This is a genomic window from Planctomycetota bacterium, assembly GCA_016207825.1.
Taxonomy (GTDB): Bacteria; Planctomycetota; MHYJ01; order JACQXL01; family JACQZI01; genus JACQZI01.
The window spans coordinates 36,268-59,608 of the sequence record JACQZI010000008.1; the positions used below are offsets into that span (position 1 = coordinate 36,268).

The 23,341-nt window shown below is 46.0% G+C and carries 21 protein-coding genes, 3 tRNA genes and 1 other RNA gene; 13 read left to right on the forward strand and 12 right to left on the reverse strand.

Features of this window, described 5'->3' with window-relative positions; genetic code table 11:
* Positions 1 to 110: 110 nt before the first annotated feature.
* From lgt to HY811_03460, 10 genes are all read right to left on the reverse strand, one after another.
* On the reverse strand, positions 111 to 1,166 hold the full coding sequence (gene lgt, locus HY811_03415) for a prolipoprotein diacylglyceryl transferase (GenBank protein MBI4833858.1): 1,056 nt from the start codon (positions 1,164 to 1,166) through the stop codon (positions 111 to 113).
* Positions 1,167 to 1,711: 545 nt separating this feature from the next.
* Positions 1,712 to 2,569 (reverse strand): 3-methyl-2-oxobutanoate hydroxymethyltransferase, encoded by an 858-nt coding sequence (gene panB, locus HY811_03420; GenBank protein MBI4833859.1) that lies wholly within the window; start codon positions 2,567 to 2,569, stop codon positions 1,712 to 1,714.
* Between the two features lie 73 nt (positions 2,570 to 2,642).
* Positions 2,643 to 3,161, reverse strand: a complete 519-nt coding sequence (locus tag HY811_03425; GenBank protein MBI4833860.1) for a hypothetical protein — start codon at positions 3,159 to 3,161, stop codon at positions 2,643 to 2,645.
* Between the two features lie 3 nt (positions 3,162 to 3,164).
* Positions 3,165 to 4,082, reverse strand: coding sequence for a PAS domain S-box protein (locus HY811_03430; protein ID MBI4833861.1), 918 nt, complete (start codon positions 4,080 to 4,082; stop codon positions 3,165 to 3,167).
* Between the two features lie 89 nt (positions 4,083 to 4,171).
* Complete coding sequence (locus tag HY811_03435; protein MBI4833862.1) at positions 4,172 to 5,398, reverse strand: hypothetical protein; 1,227 nt, start codon at positions 5,396 to 5,398, stop codon at positions 4,172 to 4,174.
* 11 nt (positions 5,399 to 5,409) lie between these two features.
* Positions 5,410 to 6,177, reverse strand: coding sequence for a triose-phosphate isomerase (locus HY811_03440; protein MBI4833863.1), 768 nt, complete (start codon positions 6,175 to 6,177; stop codon positions 5,410 to 5,412).
* A gap of 91 nt (positions 6,178 to 6,268) precedes the next feature.
* Positions 6,269 to 6,355 (reverse strand) — tRNA-Ser (locus tag HY811_03445).
* An 85-nt stretch (positions 6,356 to 6,440) separates the two neighbouring features.
* Positions 6,441 to 6,531, reverse strand: a tRNA-Ser gene (locus HY811_03450).
* A gap of 90 nt (positions 6,532 to 6,621) precedes the next feature.
* A tRNA-Arg gene (locus HY811_03455) sits at positions 6,622 to 6,695 on the reverse strand.
* Between the two features lie 43 nt (positions 6,696 to 6,738).
* Positions 6,739 to 7,212, reverse strand: coding sequence for a nucleoside deaminase (locus tag HY811_03460; GenBank protein ID MBI4833864.1), 474 nt, complete (start codon positions 7,210 to 7,212; stop codon positions 6,739 to 6,741).
* A 118-nt stretch (positions 7,213 to 7,330) separates the two neighbouring features.
* Between HY811_03460 and HY811_03465 the strand changes: the two genes are divergently transcribed.
* The 13 genes from HY811_03465 (at position 7,331) to ruvC (ending at position 21,986) form a co-directional block, all read left to right on the forward strand.
* On the forward strand, positions 7,331 to 9,427 hold the full coding sequence (locus tag HY811_03465) for a cation-translocating P-type ATPase (protein ID MBI4833865.1): 2,097 nt from the start codon (positions 7,331 to 7,333) through the stop codon (positions 9,425 to 9,427).
* Positions 9,428 to 9,456: 29 nt separating this feature from the next.
* Positions 9,457 to 9,723: signal recognition particle sRNA large type (gene ffs, locus HY811_03470), an RNA gene on the forward strand.
* 30 nt (positions 9,724 to 9,753) lie between these two features.
* On the forward strand, positions 9,754 to 11,472 hold the full coding sequence (gene dnaX / locus HY811_03475; protein ID MBI4833866.1) for a DNA polymerase III subunit gamma/tau: 1,719 nt from the start codon (positions 9,754 to 9,756) through the stop codon (positions 11,470 to 11,472).
* Positions 11,473 to 11,517: 45 nt separating this feature from the next.
* Positions 11,518 to 11,838, forward strand: coding sequence for a YbaB/EbfC family nucleoid-associated protein (locus HY811_03480; protein ID MBI4833867.1), 321 nt, complete (start codon positions 11,518 to 11,520; stop codon positions 11,836 to 11,838).
* A 582-nt stretch (positions 11,839 to 12,420) separates the two neighbouring features.
* Positions 12,421 to 12,684, forward strand: a complete 264-nt coding sequence (locus tag HY811_03485) for a helix-turn-helix domain-containing protein (protein MBI4833868.1) — start codon at positions 12,421 to 12,423, stop codon at positions 12,682 to 12,684.
* A gap of 73 nt (positions 12,685 to 12,757) precedes the next feature.
* Entirely contained in the window at positions 12,758 to 13,528 is a 771-nt protein-coding gene (locus HY811_03490) for a hypothetical protein (protein ID MBI4833869.1), read from the forward strand.
* Between the two features lie 15 nt (positions 13,529 to 13,543).
* Positions 13,544 to 15,805 (forward strand): DUF1926 domain-containing protein, encoded by a 2,262-nt coding sequence (locus tag HY811_03495; protein ID MBI4833870.1) that lies wholly within the window; start codon positions 13,544 to 13,546, stop codon positions 15,803 to 15,805.
* Between the two features lie 119 nt (positions 15,806 to 15,924).
* Positions 15,925 to 17,049, forward strand: coding sequence for a transcription termination factor NusA (gene nusA / locus HY811_03500; GenBank protein MBI4833871.1), 1,125 nt, complete (start codon positions 15,925 to 15,927; stop codon positions 17,047 to 17,049).
* Positions 17,050 to 17,056: 7 nt separating this feature from the next.
* Positions 17,057 to 19,357, forward strand: coding sequence for a translation initiation factor IF-2 (gene infB, locus HY811_03505; protein MBI4833872.1), 2,301 nt, complete (start codon positions 17,057 to 17,059; stop codon positions 19,355 to 19,357).
* A gap of 94 nt (positions 19,358 to 19,451) precedes the next feature.
* Positions 19,452 to 19,808, forward strand: a complete 357-nt coding sequence (rbfA, locus tag HY811_03510) for a 30S ribosome-binding factor RbfA (GenBank protein ID MBI4833873.1) — start codon at positions 19,452 to 19,454, stop codon at positions 19,806 to 19,808.
* Positions 19,805 to 20,587 carry a HEAT repeat domain-containing protein gene (locus tag HY811_03515; GenBank protein MBI4833874.1) on the forward strand — a complete coding sequence of 261 codons (783 nt, stop codon included), beginning with the start codon at positions 19,805 to 19,807 and terminating at the stop codon, positions 20,585 to 20,587. Before rbfA ends, HY811_03515 begins: the two co-directional genes overlap by 4 nt.
* A 21-nt stretch (positions 20,588 to 20,608) precedes the next feature.
* Positions 20,609 to 21,325: a ribonuclease PH gene (rph, locus tag HY811_03520; GenBank protein MBI4833875.1), complete on the forward strand. Its 717-nt coding sequence runs from the start codon at positions 20,609 to 20,611 to the stop codon at positions 21,323 to 21,325.
* Positions 21,326 to 21,518: 193 nt separating this feature from the next.
* Positions 21,519 to 21,986: a crossover junction endodeoxyribonuclease RuvC gene (gene ruvC / locus HY811_03525; protein ID MBI4833876.1), complete on the forward strand. Its 468-nt coding sequence runs from the start codon at positions 21,519 to 21,521 to the stop codon at positions 21,984 to 21,986.
* A gap of 106 nt (positions 21,987 to 22,092) precedes the next feature.
* Here the strand turns inward: ruvC and HY811_03530 are convergent, their stop codons facing one another.
* Positions 22,093 to 22,623, reverse strand: a complete 531-nt coding sequence (locus HY811_03530) for a hypothetical protein (protein ID MBI4833877.1) — start codon at positions 22,621 to 22,623, stop codon at positions 22,093 to 22,095.
* Positions 22,608 to 23,126: an NUDIX hydrolase gene (locus tag HY811_03535; GenBank protein ID MBI4833878.1), complete on the reverse strand. Its 519-nt coding sequence runs from the start codon at positions 23,124 to 23,126 to the stop codon at positions 22,608 to 22,610. Before HY811_03535 ends, HY811_03530 begins: the two co-directional genes overlap by 16 nt.
* Between the last annotated feature and the right edge of the window lie 215 nt (positions 23,127 to 23,341).

Here is a 23,341-nt window from a genome sequence, read left to right on the forward strand (position 1 = left end):
ATCCAGCCTTCCGATATCCATCTTGTAATAGCCCCGATTTTGGCTGGGATGGATTCCCGCTTTCGTGGGAATGACAGGAAAATAATTCCAAGGTTTATAGATAATAGGAGTTAAGTAGCAGGAACTTCTTTTGCCGGCTTCCTGAAGAGATAAATAAGAAATGCTGTTGCGACAATAATCACGCCGAGGCTTATAAGCTGCGAGTCTGTCAAACCCAATAAAACACCGTCTTTATCGCCTCTCCAGAATTCAATGGTGAACCTGCCAGTGCTGTAGAGAAGCATTAATAAACCAAGGACTAATCCCTGACGGGGCTTCTTATTAAAAACTATTGCTAAGAAAGCAAAAAGCACGACGCAAAAGATAGCCTCAAATACCTGGGTCGGGTATACCGGCAGGCTGCAAAGCGCATCGGAAGAAATCAGGCGTTCGTTTAATTGATGGGCAAAAACTGGATTGTTTACCGGAAGTGAATCTGCCGTGGCGTTAAGGTTCGGAAAACAAATGCCCAATCTGCTCCCTTCTGCCAATTTGCCGAAACAGCAACCATTGAGGAGGCACCCGATTCTGCCGAAAGCGAGTCCCAAAGCAACGGATGGGGAAACGATATCAGCTATTTTCAGTATGCTTATCTTTTTCTTCCAGATATAGTACAAACTCGCAGGCGTTGCCAGTATCAGACCACCGTAAAAAACCAACCCGCCTTTCCAGATGGCGAAAAGTGAGAAGTCATAATCCGTGTGATTAAAAATGACCTGTATTATCCTGCCTAAAATGATTGCCGAGACGATTGAAAGCGGCAGTAACCAGGCAAAGCGGTTAAAAGTTATTTTCTTCTTTTTCCATATCATGATGGCAAAAGGGATGAACCAGCCGGTGATAACCCCGATAAGGCTTAAGTCACCGTCAAAGATGTTTAATATATTCCACGAGCCCTGATGAGTGAATTCAGAACTGAATATGATAATGTAGGCGATACGGGCGCCGATGATGCCGGCAATCATGGCGATGATGCCGAAATCGAAGATGATTTCCGGATTAAGCCCTTCCCTCTTGGCGCGCGCGCTTGCTACCCAGATGCCGGCCAGAAAACCGAGCATTATCATAAAGCCGTAGGAGTAGATGGGCAATCCTAAAATCGGTATTTTCCAAAGTTGTGGATACATAAATTATATAGTTACAGATTTCAGATTAGTTAACTTTAACTTATACCCTGTAACATCTCGGAGAGTATATCAAATCCCTATCTTAATGCAATAAAATAATTAGGATATTCCGCTTGACTTTTCCGTTTTACATGATAGTATATTATAAATCAGTAAAGCGTTAAAGGCACTATGGAAAATATTCTCATAACAATTTTTATAACAACAGCACTTATATGGAACATAGGGTATTTTTTCTTTATTTTTCCTGGAAGTGAAGAAGAAAGGAAAATTCAACTATTTCAATTGTCTCGTGTTTTGATAAGCTATAAAGCAAAAAGAAAGAGCAGTAGGTTTGATATGGCTATATATAGAATTTCTTTGGTAAATTTATATATTGCCGTATTATCTGGAGTTGCTTTAGTTATATTCTTGTGGTAATTTGAGTGATTTCATCCTCATTTTCCTAATCCCCTCCTCCCAAAAAAAATCCGCTCCCCGCCCGACAGGGCGAGGCTCGCCCTGATATATCGGGACGGCTGTGCTTCTGTGGTTATACCTAGTTATTACTTATCCAGCTCTTCCAGTTTCTTCAACTCCTCCGCCTTAATGGTGAATTCGTGTTCCTTTGCCGGGAACGCCTTGCTCCTGACTTCCTGCTTATAAGTCTTGAAGGCGTCCAGAAGGATGGGAGCGATATTGGCGTATTTTTTCACGAACTTAGGGGTGAAGCACTGGTATAAGCCGATGAGGTCGTGGACGATAATCAGCTGTCCATCGCATCCGGGGCCGCCGCCGATCCCGAAAACGAGGCAGGAGACATTCTTTTTTATGTGCATGGAGACCTTGGTCGGGACGCATTCCAGCAATATCCCCAAGACGCCGGCTTTTTCCAATGCCTTGGCGTCTTCCACCATTAGCCGCGCGGATTCGGCGCTTTTTCCCTGCACCTTGAATCCGCCCAGCATGGAGCTTGATTGCGGGGTCAGTCCGATATGCCCGATGACCGGGATTCCGGCATTGACAATTGCCTTGACTGTTTCTGCCACGCGCACGCCGCCTTCCAGTTTTATCGCGTCGCATCCGGCTTCTTTCATAAACCTGCCGGCGTTATAGACGGCTTCCTGCGGGCTGACCTGGTAAGAAAGGAAGGGCATATCGCCGATGAGGAAAGCCGTGGGCGCGCCGCGCCGCACTGCCTTGGTGTGCTCAATCTGGATATCCATAGTCGCCGGGAGCGTGCTGGAATGCCCGTAGACGACCATGCTGGCGGAATCGCCCACCAGAATCATTTCCATCCCGGCTTCTTCCATAAGCTGGGCGGTAGGGAAATCGTAACAGGTAAGCCAGGAAATAATCTCGCCTTTTTCGCGCATCTCGTAAAGGTGTGGGATGGTTATCTTTTGCCTTGTTTCTTCTGTCATATGTTTCTCCTTTTATTAAAACAACAGGATTTAGATGATTAATCTGATAAATCCGTTTAATCCCGTTGTAAAATTATCTGTCGAAGTATATACTTTTCCCCGTGGCGGAAATCGGGATGCCGATGACTAAATCCGCGTCAATCAGCTTCATCTGCCGCGCCAGGACGCCCACCCGGTATATTATGCGGTTATCGGCATTCAAGATTCCGGCGGTTTTAACGGCGCTTCCCAGGGCGATTCCCAAATCGAGCAAGCGGTAGGCGCAGTGGGGGCCTTTGAATTCCGGTCCCTCTTTAGCCGCGGTCAATTCCTTGCATTCCTTGAAACCGCAGGCGCCGCAATTTAAGCCGACTGTTTTAGCGTCCTTGAGCCCGACCAAGAGCACCGCGGCGGAATCACTGATGTTTTTGCCATCGCGGTCAAAGTTTTTCTTGCCGGTCTTGGCGCCGTAGGCAAGCATTGCATCGGCAAGCTTAGAGAGCTTGTCACCTTCCACGATTTCCAGCTTGACAAAATCCTGCCCGGCGGCTTTCGGGGCGGTCCGGGCGGCTACCGCCATGAGTTCCGCAATAGTTTTAAGATATTCTTTCATGATTTACTCCACTTTATAACCCCAGATTTCTTTTAAGGGGATTTCGATCGGCTCATTGGTTTCGATTGTCTGTATGATAATGCAATCGTTTTTTATTTCCTTCAAGGTGCCTGCCCAGTAAAGCGCCGATAGCATACGGGTAAAAGGCAATTCCTTTTTGAGGACGACGATATTTTTACCGACCACGGATTGTGGAATATAAAAGCGGCAATTGTTTATTTCATCCAGACATTTTTCTTTCTGGCTCAATTGGGCTTTTATGAGTGCCATTTCCTCTTTTATTTTGGAGCATTCATCGTCCGAGTGGCTTTTTGCAAGGGCTATTTCTTTTTCTAGTTTTCCAAGCTTGGATAGTTCTCCATTTGCTTTTTCGATTTCCTGGCTTAGCCGGGTGTTCTCTTTTTTTAGGTGGTCAACCAGAGGATTAGAGCCCAGGTAAGTGGTGCCCAGATAGGTGCCGGCGATGGCAAGGCCGGTTACTAAGATTAGGATGGACAGGTTTACGAACATCCTAATAGAATTTCTCTTTTCTTGTCTCTTACGTTCGCCGATGTTCTTGGCGATTCCGATAGTCCCGACAATATGGTTGCTATCGTCCCTGAGGTAGCTTAAGGTTGTACTGGCATGAAACATCTTGCCTTCTTTAGTTTTAAGCCTGATATTATAATCAACCAACGATCCTTTTTCTTTAAGCGCGGATTCTACCTGTTTGCGATCCGGCGGGTTGAAATAAAACATACTGATAGGTTTTCCCAGGACTTCGTCCCGCGAGTATCCCAAGAAGATTTCTGCGCCTTTATTAAATTCGATGGCTTTCCCGTGCTCATCCCCGACTACGATGATATCACGGGAATCATCCAGGATGCTTTCCAGAAGCTTCAACCTTTCTTCCAGATGTTGCGTTTGGTTTTTCGGTTCCATGGTTATTACCTCCTTTTTATAAGTAAGAAAACTCCCTCCTTAGACGCAACTTCTCAAGATGTTAAACGGGTTTCTTGCTTACGGATTATTTATTCTGAAATATCAGCAAATTTTACTTTATAGCCCAGTTCAAGGAGTCTTTTCATGTGCTCATCACATTTCAGGACTTTTTTATAGAGGACATCGCCCAGCACTTCTGCTTTTGATTCCCTGTCTTCCTTGGGCAGGAAATAAGCCATAATGGTGTCGTCCGAGCAGCATGAGCCGTCGCTTTCGTATTTAAAGGTCATGTCATATCCCTTGCTCAGGACTTTCACGGCATTATCAAACCAGTCGTAATCCTTGCGGCCTAAATCAGTATTGATGATAATATGTGCCGTCAGGGATATTCCCTTGATTTTGGATGCTTTTAATAGATTCTTGCAGACGATAAACTTTTCCGCATTAATAGCATTGCCGAGGTTTATTTCGCGTATTACGCAGGTGCCGTCTTTGCGCTGGTATTCTTTAAGCAGGTTTAGCAAGACACGGAATTGGATAAGGTTATGGAGTCCGAGAAAACATGATATCTTGAAGGAAATAGACGGGATATCCTGGCAATAATATGATGCGGCGGCAATGGTTGCCCAACTGGGGTTAAGGAAGAAATTGGAGCCGGTTTCCAAAGCGGTCCTGGTGATGCTATCGAGATATACCAGGTGGTTATCGTTGGCGACTTCCACGCCGCAGAGGTTTCCAAAGGGCGTTCCCATATTAGCCATGAGCAATTGTTTCACGCCGCTTCCGGCATCGATTGTTTCCAACTTGGCTCCGGTGACTTTTTGAATGCGGTTAAAGCGGTATTCCGGCAGAGGAGTGCCCAAGAGACTCGATGAGCAGAATTTGGCGCCCATTATGTTCTCGCACATGGCGAGCGTTGCCAGTAAATCGCCTCCGTAAACATAGTCATCCGTCAAGGGCATCACGGAAATCATTTCATTCGGCATAAAGACATCGCCTTTTTCCACGGCGCGTTTAAAGCAATTATGGGTAATCCGGCATCCCTGCCACGCCGAAACCTGGGAAGTGGCCACGGCTTTCTTGGTGACTTTAAGTTTGTGTTCTTTAAGATAGTCGCTTGCCTTGGGCATTTTACCGGCGAACCTTTCGGCGTCATTAAGATAATTCACAAAACCCTGCTTTTCCGCCATGGCTTTCCTGAATTTATAATCGCGTTTTTCTTCCATGGTCTTGGCTATTTTTTTGTCTCCGCCGTAGGATGCTTTTAGTTTGTCTATGGCTTTTATTTCCTGCTTTGTCAGGTACGGTATTTTCATGTGATATCTCCTTATTTAGCTTTGTTTTTATAATTAAGGATGATCTGGCTGAAAGAATCAGATTTTAAACTGGCGCTGCCAACCAGCGCTCCGTCCACATCAGGCTGGGCGGATATTTCTGCAATATTTTCCGCTTTCACACTGCCACCATACAAAATCCGGATGTTTTTGGCAACAATTTCATTAAATATTGAAGTGATAAATTTACGGATGAAAGAATGCATTTCCTGGGCTTGCTGAGGGGTGGCTGTTTTGCCCGTTCCGATTGCCCAGACCGGTTCATAAGCGATGATGACTTTCTGTATATTGTCTTGAATGATTCCGTCAAGTCCTTCTTCCAGTTGACGCCTGATAACGCTTTCTGTTTTTCCTTCCTGCCGTTCTTCTAAGAGTTCTCCGACGCAGAAGATAGCGGTTAAGCCGGTTTTAAGAGCGGCTTTGATTTTATTGTTAATCATGGTGTCTGTTTCGCCCATTTGATGGCGGCGTTCGGAATGGCCTATAATGATGTAGTCGCATCCGATATCTTTAAGCATGGCAGGGGATACTTCTCCGGTAAAAGCACCTTCGTCTTTCCAGTAGCAGTTCTGGGCGCCGAGCTTGATGTTCGTGCTGTCAATCATTGCTTTTACGGGAGCCAGGTAGGGAAAAGGCGGGCAGACGCCGATTTCTATATCAGTTATTTTGGAGAGGTTCGTTTTTAGGAAAGTAACCAGTTCGGTGGCTTGTTTTAGATTGGTAAACATTTTCCAGTTTCCGATAATGGCAGGTGTTCTCATAATTAAGCTCCTTCTATGTTACATGTTTCAAGTTAGAAGTTTCAAGTCATTAAATTTGTAACTTATAACTTTTAACCTGAAACTCAAAGAACGGAGAGGGTGGGATTCGAACCCACGGTGGAGTTGCCCCCACACATGCTCTCCAGGCATGCCCGTTCAACCGCTCCGGCACCTCTCCAAAATTTAAAGTTACAAGTTTCAGGTTAGAGGTTTCAGGTTATTAAACTTGTAACTTATAACGTTTAACCTGAAACTTTAGTCATCGGAGAGGGTGGGATTCGAACCCACGCGCCCCGATTACCGGGGCAACCCGCTTTCGAGGCGGGCCCGTTATGACCACTTCGGTACCTCTCCCGAAGAAAAGTTCAAATGTTCCATGGTTCAAGGGTTTAAGAGATAATCATTTAAACTTTTGAACCGTTAAACTCTTAAACTTTAATAAAACGCGCCCGGTGTGATTCGAACACACAGCCTTCTGATTCGTAGTCAGGCACTCTATCCAGTTGAGCTACGGGCGCTTTTAATATAAGTTAATTAGAGGTTGTTGATAAAGTTAATTCACTAATTCACTGATCCCTTTATTCGCTTCTTTCGAAAGAACTCTTTTAAAATATCCTGGCATTCTTCCTTAAGGATGTTGGAAATCACTTCAATCCGGTGATTTAACCTCTTATCCGAAACAATGTTAAATATCGAGCCGCATCCTCCGGCTTTGGGGTCGTCCGTCCCGTAAATAATTCTTTTTACACGGGCCTGAACCAGGGCGGCCGCGCACATTAAACATGGTTCCATGGTTACATATATATCGGCTCCCTCCAGCCGCCAGTTATCCAAGAAGCTTGCCGCCTGGGTAACCGCAATCATTTCTGCATGAGCCGTTGGATCTTTAAGTGTTTCCTTCTGGTTATAAGCCCTTCCGATAATTCTCCCTTTATGGACGATTACCGCGCCGACCGGCACCTCATCTTTTTCCAGCGCTTTCTGCGCCTCTTTCAGGCATTCCTTTATATAGTATTCGTGATTGGGTTCTTTCATTTAAAGGGCTATTATAATTTTAAAGTGACTCTTCTGTCAAAATAATCTTGATTAAACGATTTCTGGTATATATAATAAACTATTTGCGATAAGCATAATTTTGAAAGGCTGTTATAGAATGGAAGAAACTAAAATAACAAATATCACCATGTCGGTGGAAGGGATGCATTGCCCGTCTTGCGCGGCTAATATCGAGCGGTCAATCGAGCATCTGTCCGGCGTGGTTAAAGCCTCTGTTAACTTTGCCAGTTCGGAGGTAGCCGTCCAGTATGACCCGCAACGGGTGGATATGGACCAGATAAAAAAGGCGGTTGCCAAGCCGGGCTATAAGGTAAGGGAATCCGTTTGGGCTAAAAGCAAGACTTTCTGGCAGGAACGAAAGTTCTTTATTCAAATGGTTGTTACCGGGCTTTTGGTTATTGCTTCCTGGGCATTTATGCATAGCAACCCTTTGGCTTCTAAAATCACGGCGATGGTTGCTGTCATTGCCGGCGGATATTCGGTTTTTATAGAAGCGGTGCGGGTATTATTAATACCGGATTTAGGCGTGAGCGTCCTTATCAGCATTGCTTCGATTGCGGCCGTCGCGGTAGGTGCTTACACGGAAGCCGCCATGGTAATTCTTATCATGTTAGTCGGGGAAACCTTAGAACATGTTGCCGTCAGGAAGACGCATCAGGCAATCGCCAAGTTGATGCAACTGGCGCCGAGTAATGCCCTGGTCAAGCGCGGAGACAAAGAAGAAGAAGTCGCCGTGGAAGATGTTCATATAGATGATATCGTGATCATAAAACCGGGTGGCCGCATTCCGGTTGACGGGATTATTGCACAGGGAGAAGGGCTGGTTAATCAGTCGATGCTTACCGGGGAAGCGATTCCCGCCTCCAAAGCAGTGGGCGATAAAGTCTACGCGGGAACCCTTAATGAAGGCAATGCTTTTGAGATAAAGGTGAGCCAGGTCGGAGAAGGAACTAAGCTGGCGCATATAAAGAGATTGGTTTTGCAGGCGGAGATGGAGAAATCACCGATACAGAGATTAGCCGACCGGTTTGCCCGTTATTTTATACCGGTGGTGTTTTTAATCGCGCTGGTTATTTTTTTGATGAGCGACCCGTCCGAAAGGATTTTTAAAGTGATAACCGTTTTTGTGGCGGCCTGCCCGTGCGCAATGGTCCTGGCCGCGCCGACCGCGGTTGTCGCCGGATTAGGGAATGCCGCCAAGAAGGGCATCCTGATTAAAGGCGGGCAATATCTGGAAACATTCGGCCATCTTCACACGCTTTTAATGGATAAGACCGGAACCCTGACCGAAGGCAAGATTAAAGTGACCGATATAAAGACGTTGAATAATCATTCCGAAAAAGATATAATTTACCATGCCGCAATCGCCGAGAAACGTTCCGAGCATCCGATTGCAAAAGCGGTGCTTAATTACGCGAATGAGAAAAAAATGGATATCCCCGACCCGGTTATGTTCGAAGTCCACAAAGGCATGGGCGTAACGGCTAAGATGTCCGACGAGGTCGCGGTGGGCAACCGGGCTTTGATGAAATCCAGGAATATTTCCGTCAGTCCTGAAACAGAGAAAATGATGGAAGCACTGGAAAAAACAGGGAAAACTGTTTTAATGGTATCGATAAAAGGCGTCTTGGCCGGGTTGGTTGCCGTGGCCGATACATTGAGGAGCGACGCCGAAGCGATTATAAAAAATATCCGGAAGGCCGGCGTCAAGCGGATTGCGCTCCTGACCGGCGATAACGCGCGCACCGCGGAATACATTGCCAAACAGGCAGGGATTGATGAATGGTACAGCGATTTGATGCCTGAGGATAAAATCGCCAAGCTAAAAGAGATAAAACAATCCGGCGTGAAAACTGGAATGATCGGCGATGGGATAAACGATGCGCCGTCTTTGGCGGCGGCTGATGTCGGGATTGCCATGGGGACAATCGGCTCGGAAGTGGCGATTGAAGCGGCGGATGTCAGCCTGATGAGAGATGATTTATCCATGGTGCCGGTGGCCATAAAATTGAGCCGCCGCGTTTGGAATACGATAATACAGAATTTCGTGTTTTCCATCGCGTATAATATCGGGATGATAACATTAATCGGGTTTGCCGTGCACGACCATTCAGGGATAACACTAGGCGCGGTTTTACACCAGCTGAGTTGTTTGCTAGTAGTAGCCAGTTCCCTGCGCCTGTTGCGGGGATAGAGTTAGTTCTTTATTGTTATAGAAATTGGCCGCGCTAAGCGGGGCGTTAGCGGTGCCCTGTACCTGCAATCCGCTGCAGCAGGGCTGAATACTCTTTTGCGGTTTGCATTGCGGGTAATTCTTTATTCGTAAGTGGCGATGAAGGCCGGGTCCTATGCAATAGGACGGACACTAACCCCGCCAGATCCGGAAGGAAGCAACGGTAACTGTTTTGTCCCATGTGCCGTAGGTTCACCTGACTGGAGCTAACTGCGCTTAAAGGTTATCCGTGATCGAAACAAAAAAGGGTTGCGCGGCCATTTTTAATTAAGTTATAGGTTGATTCTATGAGTTATACAGTTATTGCAAGACGTTATCGCCCTCAGACTTTTGAAGAAGTGGTCGGGCAGTCCGCAGTGGCCACTACTTTACAGAATGCGATAAAGGAAAACAAGGTTTCTCATGCCTACATCTTCGCCGGCGAGCGCGGGGTCGGCAAGACTTCGATGGCGAGAATCTTGGCTAAGGCACTTAATTGCAAAGCCGGGCCGGCCATTAACCCTTGCAATAAATGCGCTTCTTGTAAGGATATTTCCGAAGGCAATGACCCTGATGTTATTGAAATTGATGCGGCTTCCCAAACCAAGATTGACGATGTTCGTGTTTTGCAGGAAGGGGTCGGTTATGTCCCATTAAGGGGCAGGTATAAGATCTATATTATGGACGAGGCTCATCAGCTTTCCAAAAGCGCTTTTAATGCCCTTCTTAAAACCATAGAAGAACCTCCTCCTCATGTCAAGTTTATTTTCGCCACGACCGAACCGCATAAACTTCCGGAAACGATTATTTCGCGTTGTCAGAGATTTAATTTCCGGCGTATCGCCCCGAAGGATATCTATGAACATCTGGGAAAAATATGCCTTAAGGAAAAAGCTCCTTGTGACAAAAACTCGCTGGTGATGATTGCCCAAATGGCTAACGGTTCGATGCGCGATGCCGAAAGCGTTCTTGACCAGTTGATTTCGTTCGGCGGAGGAAAAGTTTCCGCTGGCGATATGGAGTCACTTCTCGGTACGGTTTCGCTTGGCGAGATGCTCGATATCTTTAACGCAATCTATGAAAAAGACCTTAATAAGATAATCACAATCGTGGATAATACGTTTAGCCAGGGCAAGGACATGTCGGTTTTTATCAATCAAATAGTGGAACATCTTTGGAAGCTCGTCCTTGTCAAAGTCAACCCGAAAGATTCTTCTTTGGTTGAGCATGAAATCATCAAGGATAAGGAATTATACGAGAAACAAGCCGTCCTTTTCAGCGTGGCGACACTTTTGGATTATATACAGGCTTTATCCGATATCAGATGGCGTTTGAGGGAGACATCCAACGTGAGGGTTATGATAGAATTTACGCTTTTAAAAATGTCTCATCAGGGAATACATACCGAGCAATCATGCAACCTTACCGTAGTTCCCGAGAATGTTAAACCGGCGCATCAGTCTGCCGATAGAATTGCGCCAAAGGCTAATCCAGTGCAAAAACCGGATGCGGATAAACATAAAATTGACGAAGTTTCCAATGCGGTTTTAAAAGAAGATCCAAAACAGGATGCCCATGCCGTCAATCCGGATGAAATTAGCGGGTTGTGGGGTAATGTTATGGAGGAAATAAAAAAGGCAAACCTGAAGGTGCACGCTTATTTGAAAGTCGCCCGGTTTATCAAAGCGGATAATCAGGAAATAGTCATCGGTTTCCCTCCGCAGTGCAGTTTCCATCGCCAGATGTTTGATAAAACGGAAAATAAAAAAGTGGTTGGTGAATATTTTAATAAAGTTACCGGTCTTAACCTGCCCGTGACCATGATAATGTTGAAGGAAGACCAGGTTAACCAGTTAAAAGAGTTGGATACTCCTGTGGTGCCGCCCGAGGAGAATGCTATTTTAAATGAGAACGAAAAGACATCATCAGACCAGGCGAATCAGACACTGGCGAATGATTTGCTGAATAATCCGATTATCCGGAAGATACAGGAAGAATTCAGCGCGCGGGTTATTAAAACTGAATAATGATTTTGGCTTGATAAAAGATAGGAGGGGAAAATGATACCTGGAATGGGAGGAATGAATTTAGGGAAAATGATGAAACAGGCACAGGAAATGCAAAAGCAGATGGGAAAAATCCAGGAGGAGCTTAAAGAACGCGTGGTCGAAGCTTCTTCCGGCGGCGGAATGGTCACGGTTAATGTGAACGGGCAGCAGGAACTCTTAGCGATTAAAATAAACCCGGAAGTGGTAAATAAAGATGATGTCAGTATGCTGGAGGATCTTATTACCGCGGCCGTTAATGAAGGCATGGTTAAAGCAAAGGAGCTGGCTAACGAGGAAATGAAAAAGGTCACGGGCGGAATGGGTTTGCCGCCGGGGTTGTTTTAAGCCCCAAATCCCCTCCCTGCCCGCCACTTCGTTCCAAGCCCGACAGGCACGGGCTGGCGGGTGGCAGGCGGGTACGAAGAGGGGTAGCCGCCGTAGGCGAGGACCCACATGGGCACAGTGTTGCCTCGCCTTTGGCGGGGGTGTGTAAATCAAACCCTGCCTTTTAGGCAGGCGCAATATGATGAGAAATTAAAAATTAATTAAATGAGATTGCGGACAAAAAGGGCAGGGTAGGACTTCCCGAAAACAAATATAATGAACCTATTATGCAATGTAATGAAGAATCAGCAAAACAGGGGGGAGGATACCTCTGCGGGCGCTACCCCTCGCGAATTCGGGTATGACCCCAAACGGACTAAGATACTACCTCAAATGGATGGAGATGCGGTCTCTAACGGATAGAGATATGGAGTTTAATGGATAGAGATATGACCCTGAACGGACGAAGATACGGGTTGCAATGGACTAAATTGGGGGGTGTTAAGAATGCAGATATGGGGTCAAACTAACCCGGATATGGGTCTGAAAGGATGGAGATATAGCCCTGATAGGATGAAGATACGGATTTGAAGGGCTGGCGATATGGTCTTGGTGCGATTAAATCAGGGGGTTCCTGGACAAACTCTATCCTGTCTTGAGGCGGAGATAAAAAAGGCTATCAGGATAAGAGGTTATCGTTACCGGCTCAGGCTACAGACGATATTTTATTCGCTTAAAGGCTGGACGGTCGAAAGGATTTCCGGACATTTTGATATCCCGGAACGAACAGTCTATAAATGGCGTAAGATTTATAAAGAGAAAGGATTAGAGGGATTGCGCGGTAAATACTTTTCGCGCAGGTTATGATTCACCGCAAAGGCGCAAAGAATGCAGAGAAAAATACTAAATAAGATGTTTTCAGAGTCAGAATGATAATATTATGAGAGAAGATGATTTTAAACCGAAAGTTAAGAAATTTCTAAAGGGCTTAGGAATAGATGTGCGGGATATTCCGTCACAAGGAAATGGCAAAACACCTGATTTCAGTGCTAAAAGCAATAATGATTCATATACTATAGAATTGAAAATAAAAGGTGATGATGTTGAAGAAACAGGTAGAGAAAAAGAAGTATTAGAGAGAGGAGAAATACTTGAAAAATCTATTCCAATAGAGCCAAGAAATACATTGTCCGGTATTGTTGATGATGGTGTTAAGCAGATGAAATTCCACGACCGCGATAATAAAACCTATCATATCTTATGGATCCATTCTGCGGGGCAAGACCCGAAGTTACATTACGAGCGGTTTAAATCAACATTATTTGGAACAGGGACTTTTTTTAGCACTGGTAAAGAAACAATGATTTGTTACTACTTTAATGAAAGTGCTTTTTATAAGCACAGAAATTCGTTAGATGGCGTTATTCTTTCAGTCAGTGACCAGTGTCAACTTTGTGTGAATACTTTATCTTCTCGGAAAGACAAGTTTAGACAGTCAGATTTATATAAGAATTTGTCTAATGCTCTTCTTGATCCGGATGCAGAGGAAGACACAGAGGAAGGTATTATGATAGCTGATTGTGATATCGATAGAAAACATCAGGGAGATGTTGTTAAATATCTGCAAAAGAAATATAACTTGTCTTCTTTGGTACCTGCGGTACTGGAGCAATATTCTTGTGTAAGTGCTATTCCTAATAGATCTGTGTAATCTGTGGCTGGCATTATGAAAAAGAAAGTTAATTTTATATTCTGTTTGCACAATCACCAGCCGGTTGGTAATTTTGATGATGTCTTTGAGGCTAATTACCGCCAGGCATACGAGCCGTTTATCAAGCTGGTTCAGCAATACCCTGAAATAAAACTGTCGCTCCATTACAGCGGTTCTCTTTTAGAGTGGATAGATAATACGCACCCAAAATTCATCACGGATATCAAATCTATGGTTAAATCCGGGCAGGTGGAGATAATGGGCGGCGGGGCATGCGACCCAATTCTAACTATGCTTCCCGATGAGGATAAAACCGGGCAGATAACTTATTTTTCCGATTACCTTAAAGAGTTATTCGGCACCAGACCGCAAGGGATGTGGCTTGCGGAAAGGGTTTGGGAACAGTACCTGGCGAAATATATTGCCGGTGCCGGATTAAAGTATACGGTTGTGGATGATTTCCATTTCCGTTCTGCAGGGATTAACCAGCATAAGCTTGACGGATTTTTCCTTACCGAAGAGGCGGGCAGTCTCGTCAATATTTTCCCCGGTTCGGAGAAGTTGCGTTATGTCATTCCTTTCGGCGATCCCTCGGCCACGATTGAAATCCTTAAACAGTCCGCTTCGGAAGAAGGCGATAAAATAGTGGTTTACGCGGATGACGGCGAGAAATTCGGTTCCTGGCCCACGACCTATGAGCATTGTTACCAGAATAAATGGCTGGAACGGTTTTTCCGGGAGCTAAAGGAAAATGCCGACTGGATAAATTTCATCACCTTCAGTGATGCCATAGAGAAAATCAAGCCGCGGGGAAAAGTGTATCTCCCGGATTGTTCTTACCGGGAAATGACCGAATGGGCTTTGCCTGCGGAAACACTGGTCGGTTACGATGATTTGATGGAGAAAATAAAACAATGCGGCTTATACGATAAATCATTCGGTTTTATCAAGGGCGGTTTCTGGCGCAATTTCAAAGTCAAATATCCGGAAATAAACCTGATGCATTCTAAAATGTACGAGGTGAGCGAAGAAGTAAGAGAATTGGATAAGAAATCACCGGATTACAGGAAAGCGCGCGAAGCGCTTTACCACGGGCAGTGTAATTGCCCTTACTGGCATGGCGTCTTCGGCGGATTTTACCTGCCGCATCTGAGGCATAGCATTTATAAATATCTTATCAAAGCCGAGAAGTATGTTAATAACAAGCAACTAACAACTAATAACTTACAATTGAAAGAGGCAGACTTTGACTGTGACGGTTATCCGGAAATCAAGATGTTTAATAAGGATTTATGCTGTTATTTCAAGCCTCATCAGGGAGGGGCGATGTACGAATTTGATATCGTGGAAAAGGAATTTAATCCTCTGGCCACCGTGACCAGGCGTCAGGAGGCGTATCATTACAAGATTATGAAGGCCCAGAGCATAAAGGCGGTTAGCCAGACGACAACCATTCATGACCTGGTTATTTCCAAGGAAAAAGGGCTGGAAAATCTGCTTTATTACGATGCCTACCCGCGGATGAGCTTGCTGGACCATTTCTTCAGCCTTGATTGCAAGCTGGAGGATGTTTCCAAGTCGCATTATTGCGAGGAAGGCAATTTTATAAATGCCGATTACTCCGCAAAAACGCCGTCCGGCCCCATTCTGCCGAAGGTCTCTACCCCCATACGGGAACTCCCTATTATTCGGGGTGCCCCCGAACCCCGCCCCGGCGGGGGGAGCGGGGTTATCGGGTGTCCTCGAATTCCGCCTCAGCGGGAGGAGCGGGGCAAAGAGAAACAGCTCACTTTTTCCTGCCAGGGAAAATTGAATAGAGCGGACAAGGAATACCCGGTAAAATTGGTTAAATTAATCAGCCTTCTTAATCCGCCCAAAATAGGGCTTGATATTGCCTATCAAATAACCAATAGCGGCGAGGAAGATATTGAGGTTGTATTCGGGGTGGAATTCAATCTTTCAATGCTTGCCGGCAATGCCCATGATAGGTTTTACTATTCGGCTGAAAAAGATGATATTGGCCGTCTGGTTTCGATTGGGGAGTTAGCCAGGCAGAAACTCTTTGGCATTAAGGATTGGTACCAGAAAATAGATATTGGGTTTAGCTTTGATAAACCGGCAGACATCTGGTATTTCCCGGTGCAGAGCGTTTCGCAATCCGAAGGCGGATTTGAATTGATTTACCAGAATTCCGTCATTATCCCGCACTGGAAGGTTAAATTAATGTCTGGCCGGTCATGGTCCGTAAAACTGCTTAAAACGGTCTCGTTTCTATAGACGCGCTTTTAACCCGTTGCCTTTAAACAGCATATCTATCTTACCCTATAAAAGCCTTGACACAGGTGGTAATCTAAGATAAAATACCCGTCAATAATTATTTGAGGATGATTTGATATATGAACGGTGAATTATTGAGATTAGTTGATAGCATTCATCGTGATAAAGGCATTGACAAAGAAGTGCTTTTTCAAGGGATAGAGTCTGCCTTGTTGTCCGCGGCGCGTAAATATTGCCGCAAGTCCAAAGAATTGGAAGTAACAATAGACCGGAAAAAAGGCAATATTGTTGCTAAGGACGAGAACGGTCCGATTGATCCTGCTTTTCTCGGTAGGGTAGCCGCACAGGCTGCCAAGCAGGTTATTATCCAGAAAATAAAAGAAGCAGAAAGCGATATTATATTTACGGAAATGGCTGATAAGCAGGGAAATATCATTACCGGGACCGTTCAGAGGATTGAGCATAACAATATAATCGTGACTTTCGGCAAGGTTGAAGGCGTTCTTATGAAGAACGATCAAATCCCGGGCGAAAATTACCGGGCGGGTGACCGGGTTAAGGCGCTCGTCTTGAATATCAAGAAAGACGGTTCAAAAGTTTATCTTGTCCTGACCAGAAGCCATCCTGATTTTATCAGGCGCCTTTTTGAGTTGGAAGTCCCGGAGATTTCTGACAAAACCGTTGAAATAAAAGGCATCGTCCGTGAAGCCGGTTTCCGCACGAAACTGGCGGTTAGTTCGTCCAATCCAAAGGTTGATGCCGTCGGCGCCTGTGTCGGAGTGCGCGGCCGCCGGATTAAAAATATCCTGGAAGAAGTCTACGGGGAAAAAATAGATATCATTAAGTGGGAAGAAAGCCCTGAACTTATGATTAAAAACGCCATGAAGCCGGCCGAGGTGGAAGCGGTCGAGGTTGTACCGCAAACCAGGAAGGCGAGCGTTTTTGTGAGACCCGACCAGCTTTCCCTGGCTATCGGCAAGAAAGGGCAGAATATCCGGCTCGTCTGCAAACTTGCCAGATGGGATATTGATGTCGTGGGTATTGGCGATACTTCCGCAACCGAGGTTCCGGCGGAAGCCTCTTGCGAAAAACCAGAAGGAGAAGCAGAAGCTGTTCCTGAAGGACCAGCCGCGGCGGAAGCCAAACCAGAAGAACCCGTTCCTGAAGCACCCGTTCAAAGCGATGATTCCCCTAAAGGGATTGAAGAAACAAAGGAAAAGCCCGTGGAAGAGAAAGAAGGCTAAAAAATAAATGAAAGTTTCCGAATTGGCAAAAGAATTGGGTTTGAGCTCCAAGGATTTGATTGCCCAGGCTAAGGAAAATAATATAAAAATAAAGAGCGCCGTTTCCGCGGTCGATGATGAAACGGCGGCAAAGCTGCGCACCGTGTTGGGTAAAAAAACAGCTTCGGCTAAACCGGTCGAGAAGACAGCCCATCTTAAAAAAGAAAAGAAACCCAGGGCGAAACCCAAAACCAAAGCAAAAACAACCGAAGCGCCGGCTCCGGTCGTAAAAAACGAAATAGCGGCAAAACAAGAAATAGAAGAAGCAAAAAAGACCGTTGTTTCTTTGATTGATAAGCCGGCTCATACGGAAAAAGAAGTCCGGGCGTTAAGGCCTCATGAGCTCGAGGAAAAAGAGATCGAGGAAACCGGCAAAGAAAAACGGCGGCTGAAACTTTTCACCAAATCATCCACTTTTAAGCAGGCGATACTGGAAGGCAAAACAACCGTTTTCCAGTCCGGCTCCGCTCTTCCTTCAATCAAAAAACCAGTTGTGCCGGTCAAGAAAACTCCGGAAAGAAAGATAGTCGTATCCTTGCCCGTTACGGTCCGGGAGATTTCGGAGAAAATAGGCGTCAAGGCTAACCAGCTTATCGGGAAATTGATGAACCATAAAATAATGCTGAATGTCAACGATTCGCTTAGCGAAGACGCGCTTATTTTAATCGGGCTGGAATTAAATTACGAAATAGAAATAAGGAAAGAAAAAGACGTCTTTAAGGATGTCGTCAAGATAGAGGATGAAAAAGCGGAAAATCTGGTTGCGCGTCCTCCGGTGGTCGTTATTATGGGGCACGTTGATCACGGCAAAACCACGTTGCTTGATAAAATCAGGTCGGCTGATGTGGCTGCGCACGAAGCCGGAGAAATCACCCAGCATCTGGGCGCTTACCAGACCACGGTCAATAACCGCAAGATAACTTTTCTTGATACGCCGGGACATGAGGCGTTTACCAATATGCGCGCCCGCGGCGCGAATGTTACGGATATCGCGGTCCTGGTTGTGGCGGCCGATGACGGCGTCATGCCCCAGACCGAAGAGGCGATAAGCCATCTTAAAGCCGCCAAGGTGCCCGTGATTGTCGCCATAAATAAAATAGATAAAAAAGAAGCAAACCTGATTAAGGTGAAACAGCAGCTTGCCTCGGCCGAGCTCATTTCAGAAGAATGGGGCGGCAAGACCATTTTTGCCGAGGTTTCCGCCGTGACCGGGCAGGGCGTTAAAGAGCTTTTGGAAATGTTGTTGCTCCAGGCGGATATGCTCGAATTAAAAGCGAATCCCAAAAGGAAAGCGGTCGGCACGGTTTTGGAATCCAGATTAACCGAAAACTACGGTCCCTGGGCAACCGTGCTTATTCAGAACGGCACGCTTCATAAAGGCGATGCCGTGCTTTGCGGCGCCACTTACGGGAAAATACGCTCGCTTTATGATGATAAGCTTAACCAGATATCCGAAGCGTCTCCGGCCACGCCGGTCGGAATAACCGGACTGGAAGCTTTGCCGGAGGTCGGCGACAAGCTCTATGCGATGGAAGATGTTAAAACAGCCAAGGAAAAAGCCGAAGAAATACAGGAAGAGCGAAAGCTTTCCAAAGCGGTTCCTGCCAAACACCTGACTATGGAAAACCTTTTCAGCCAGCTGGAAGCCGGTAAGACAAAGGAATTTCGTATTATCCTTAAAACGGATGTGAAAGGTTCTTTGGAAGTCCTGAACAATCTTCTTTCGACTCTTTCAAATGATGAAGTCAAAATAAGCGTCATCCATAGCGGGGTGGGCGGAATCACGGAATCGGATATCCTGCTGGCGGATGCTTCGGATGCAATTGTCGTCGGGTTTAATATAATAGCCGATGATAAAAATAAAGCCCTGGCGCAGGACCGGGGAGTCCAGCTTAAATCCTACGATATAATATATCATCTTATAGAGGATATGAAACTTGCTTTGGAAGGCATGTTGAAGCCGGAAAAGGTCGAGGTCGTGACCGCACATCTAACAGTCAGGAGCCTTTTTAAAATATCCCGTTTCGGGACGATTGCCGGCTGCATGGTGGCGGATGGTAAAATAGAACGTTCCAATCTGGTGCGGCTCAAAAGGGGAGGGCAAATCCTTTTTGAGGGTAAAATCGATTCCCTTAAACGCTTTAAGGATGATGTCCGCGAAGTCGCCCAGGGTTATGAATGCGGTGTAAAACTTGCCGGTTTTGATGATATTCAAGTCGGCGATGTCATAGAATCTTACCGCATCGAGGAAAAATCCCGTAAGCTCTGATTAACCCCGGCTGAAAACCGCCTTTAGGTTCAATATGATGACAGGAACAGTATCCTTCAGGTTTTTTCCCAATTAACTAAAGAGTATACTTACTATGCTTACCAGGAGATTAGAAAGAGCTGCAAAAGAATTCCAGAGGGAAATAAGCCTGATTATCCTTAAAGAACTGGCTGATCCGCGGGTCGGGTTTGTCACCGTTACCAGGGTGGTTCCGGCTTCCGACCTTAAATCCGCAAAGGTTTATGTCTCGGTGATAGGAGATGCCGCTAAAAGGAAAGAATCGATTGACTGCCTTAACCACGCGCGCGGTTATATCCAGAATTTTATAGGGAATTCCATGAAACTGAAAGATATCCCCAAGCTGTTATTTTTATACGACGAGGACCTTGAAAAACAGCTCGAATTAAACAAAATAATCGAGGAGCTCGAAGAAAAGGAGAAAAAAACATGAAAAACTGCCTGATATTGTCGACGATGGCTGCCTTGGTTTTATTGGTTGCCGGCTGTTCCGAATCAAAACTGGAGAAAATAGAAAAAGACATACGCGATTTGGGGAGCACCGTTACCACCGGCACGCGGGATGCGGTCATGAAAAAAATAGTCAAGGAATACAAAGACGATGAAGACGCCATTAACGCCCTTTTCAAGCATATGAAAAACAATAAGGATTCCTGCACTAGGCGCAATTGCGCGCTGACATTGGCGAAAATGGGCGTTGAGGACGCGGAAAAGCCGATTCGCGAGATGATGTTCAATGACAAAAGCGATAAGAACCGCGCCTTTGCCGTGGAAGCGATGGCAATCCTTAAAAAAGAAAATGCCATCCCCGATCTGATAAAGGTTTTGAAGGATGATAAAGATACCGCGCCGCGCGATAAGGCAAAAGAACTTTTGGGCAGTAAAAAACTCGCTCCGGCCGCCTGCGAACAGCTTATCCCTTACCTGACTGACCCGGATATCAATATGCGCCAGCAGGCACAGTCGGCATTGGTTGCCATGGAAAAAACAGCCATTCCTCCGTTATTAAAAGTCCTTAATTCCACTGATAACAAAGACCTTATTTTGAATATCTTCCAGATGTTCGCTAAAATCGGCGATACCTCGGTCGTAGCAGATATGAAAGTGGTTATGGGGAAATTCCCTGCCTGGGAAGATGCCGACCAGCGTAAAAAGAGTGATTTTTATAAACAGCTGGAATTATATTACAACAAGCTTTATACGATGAAATAACCCGGAAAAGAAAGGAATTTAATGCGTTTAGATAACAGGAAGTTCGACGAATTAAGGCCCCTTAAAATAACCCGTAATTTTATCTCATCCGCCGCGGGCTCGGCTTTCATAGAGTTCGGCAATACCAAGGTCTTGTGCACCGCTTCGGTCGATTTAAAAGTGCCTGATTTCCTAAAAGATTCCGGCAAGGGCTGGGTCACCGCCGAATACGGGATGCTCCCGGCTTCCACTCCCCAGCGCAAGGCGCGTGAAGCGAGGCTCGGAAGGGTGGACGGCAGAACCCACGAAATCCAGCGGCTTATCGGCCGGGCAATGCGCGCGGTCATAGATTTGGAATTGCTTGTCGATAAAACAGTCTGGATAGATTGCGATGTCATCCAGGCGGATGGGGGCACGCGCACCGCCGGCATTACCGGCGCCTTTATCGCGGTTCATGACGCGCTCCAAAGCTTGGTCAAGCAAAGGCTCCTGGTAAAAAATCCCATTAAGGCATACCTCGCGGCAATCAGCGTCGGCAAGGTCAAAGGCGAATTACTCCTGGATTTATGCTACGAGGAAGACAGCCGCGCCGAGGTCGATATGAACGTGGTCATGACGGAAAAAGGCGGGCTCGTGGAAATACAAGGAACAGCAGAGCAAAAGCCGTTCAGCGACAATGAACTTACCGAACTGCTTACCCTGGCGAAAAAAGGATTGAATAATATCTTCGCTATACAGCATAAAATGCTGGAGGCTTGATAGTTACAAAGATAATATAACGTGATGCTGTTCTTAAGTCCCCTCTAATAAGAGGGCGCCCCCGACGTTGTCGGGGGACTCCCTATCGTCCCGCAGAGCGAAGCGGAGCGGGGGATTTAGGGGTGTGTTTACCCATTGATTTTGGTTTGACACACCCCCTGCCCCCTCTTGATAGAGGGGAGTCATAAATAAGATGCGTATATTAGGAATTGACCCGGGCACACGCGTAGTCGGCTATGGTCTGGTGGAAAGAAACGGCAATAAAGCTACTGTTATAGATTACGGCATCATTAAGGTCTCCGGGACTCTCGCGCTTCCCAAACGCTTGAATGAAATCTACGACAGCCTGCAGGCCTTGTATAAGCAATTGAAGCCCGATGCGGTCGTGGTGGAGAATATCTTTTACGCGCGCGATGTCAGGGCGACCATAAAAATGGGGGAGGCGCGCGGAGTGATTCTTTTATCCGCCGCTAAGCAAGGGCTGGCGATTTACGAATATACCCCGGCTGAAATCAAGAAATCCGTTACCGGAAACGGCCGGGCGGATAAAAGCCAGGTCCAGCGCATGGTCCAGCATTTATTCTGCCTGAAAACCCCTCCCAAGCCATTGGATGCCTCGGATGCATTGGCAATCGCTTTGTGCTATATCTACCGGTCTTGAAGAATACTTTGCCACAGAGGCACAGAGTTCACGGAGAATGAATTTATATAAAACTTGAAGAGATAGAATTAATTTCCTCAGTGTTCTCTGTGTCTCTGTGGTGAATTTAATCCCTCGGGATGGTGAGTTCCTTCTCGCATTTATAGCACGGGAATTTTACCCCGCCGTTAAAAAGAATCATATTGTATCTGGTCTCGCATTGGGGACAGGTGATTAATCGTTTTTCCTGGTAGGTAATTACCTCGGCCAATTGTGTTTTATTTAAGTAGCCTTTTTTTATCATTATTTCGCCAAGCCGCAGGAAATAATCTTTGGCAAGTTCCAGTTGGACTCTTAAGCATTCTTCCACCTGGGGGAGTGTCACATAGCCGAGCTTTATCGCAATCCGACCGAAGATATTATCCTCTCCCATCTGCCGCCGCTGGATGGACATTGCCTCCATGTTGCGTTTCTGTATTTTGAGGATATCTGAAACCTCATCTTCCGTTAAATAGCCCTGTTCCATAATGACCACGCCCAGTGGCTTCCAGTTGGGAAGCCCATGCTGTATTTCTATGCATTTATCCAGTGTTTCCTGGCTGACCTTTCCGGTTTTCAGGGCGATTTCGCCGAATGCCAAATCTACTTTTTCAGCCATAACATCAATCCTATAATGGTTTTAGCGTCAACTATTTTACCCTTTTTGAGTAAATTCTCTATTTGGGCGCGGGAAAATATCCCGGTTTTTATATTCTCGTCTTCATCCGGCACGGCATAGGTTGGGGAGAGCTTTTTCGCCAGGTAAAGATGGAGTATTTCGGAAGAATATCCCGGGCAGGGATAAAAGCGGGATAATTTACGGAAGGATTCGGCTTTAAATCCGGTTTCCTCGGCAAGCTCCCTTTTGGCGCAGTCAAGCGGCTTTTCTCCCTTGCCGAGCGTCCCGGCGGGCAGTTCCCAAAGTTCCTGGCGGGCGGAATAGCGGAACTGCTTTACCAGGATGATTTTGCCGTCGTTGGTTTGGGTGATAATGACCACCGCGCCCGGATGGACCACGTTCTCTCTCTTAAAAGATTTGCCGTTATAAGAGATTACTGCTTGGCGGAGGGAGAAGAGGCTTCCTTTGTAAATATCCCGCTCGGTCTTTATTGCATACTTCATGCGGAATATATTAAACATAAAGAGGCGGGGGATTGTCAATATATTTAGAAAACTGTTACGTAATAGGGGGAGTGGGTTAATGAAATGAAAAGGGGCGATACCTTTCGGAATCGCCCCCCAAAACTCATCGCTTTTACACCCGCCTCTACTTGTTGCCATCATTCAGGCGTCCCTGCCGAAATGCAGGGATGGCTTACACCTGTGATACCTTTACT